Here is an 835-nt window from a genome sequence, read left to right on the forward strand (position 1 = left end):
AGGATTTCTTAATACTTTTTGTTGTTTGTCATTTAAGGTTATTTGTGACTTTGTGTATGCAAATACTACTATTTGTTTATCATAGTTATATAAGTTGTTTGTTACTAAGTCTAGCTCTAGGCTTTCACCTTTATATTGTAGGTTAGATTCTATGTTGTTTATATTTATTTGTGATTGATTAGATTCTATATTGTTGTTGTTTGTGTTTGTGTTATTTGTGATTTTATCATTTGTTGTTTTATGATTTATGATGTTGTCATCTATGTTATTTATAATTTTATTATTTATGTTTCTATTACTTATTATTCTATTTTTAGGTATTATATTTATATCATCTAGTAGTATTTCTTGCCTGTTGAAATCTTTTGTGTTTGGTATTTCTTTGTATGCCCATAATGTTTCTATTTTACTTGCATTATATATATTTTGAGATTTAGATTCTATGTTGTTGTTAAAGATTGCTGTAAGAAAGACTTTGTTTTCTTTATTATACTCTGTTTCGTCTAATTGTCTTGTTAGTTCTATAGATTCTACTTTTGGGCTTTCATAATCTACTATAAAGTTTATGTTATATATATCACTATTAGATTGCTTATATTGCTCTAGATTATTAGTTTTATCAATATTATGTTTTAATAACATAATATCATTAGAGAATATTTCATTGTGTATATAGATTCCATCATTACTTATTTCTTTGTTGTTGCATTGTATATAGACTTGATTTCCTTTATTAGATTCTAAGATATTACTACATTCTTTGTTTGTGTATATTGCTAGATTATTGTTATTGTAGCTTTGTATGTTTATGTAATATTCTCCTTGTGGAATATTC

Annotated in this window: 1 protein-coding gene; it reads right to left on the reverse strand. The window is 24.0% G+C overall.

The annotated features are described in order from the left end of the window. A partial coding sequence (locus tag LS64_RS12680) for a hypothetical protein (RefSeq protein ID WP_034569046.1) occupies positions 1-835 on the reverse strand: 835 nt, incomplete at both ends.

Origin of the sequence: Helicobacter saguini, from assembly GCF_000762875.2 — a bacterium.
Lineage (GTDB): Bacteria > Campylobacterota > Campylobacteria > Campylobacterales > Helicobacteraceae > Helicobacter_A > Helicobacter_A saguini.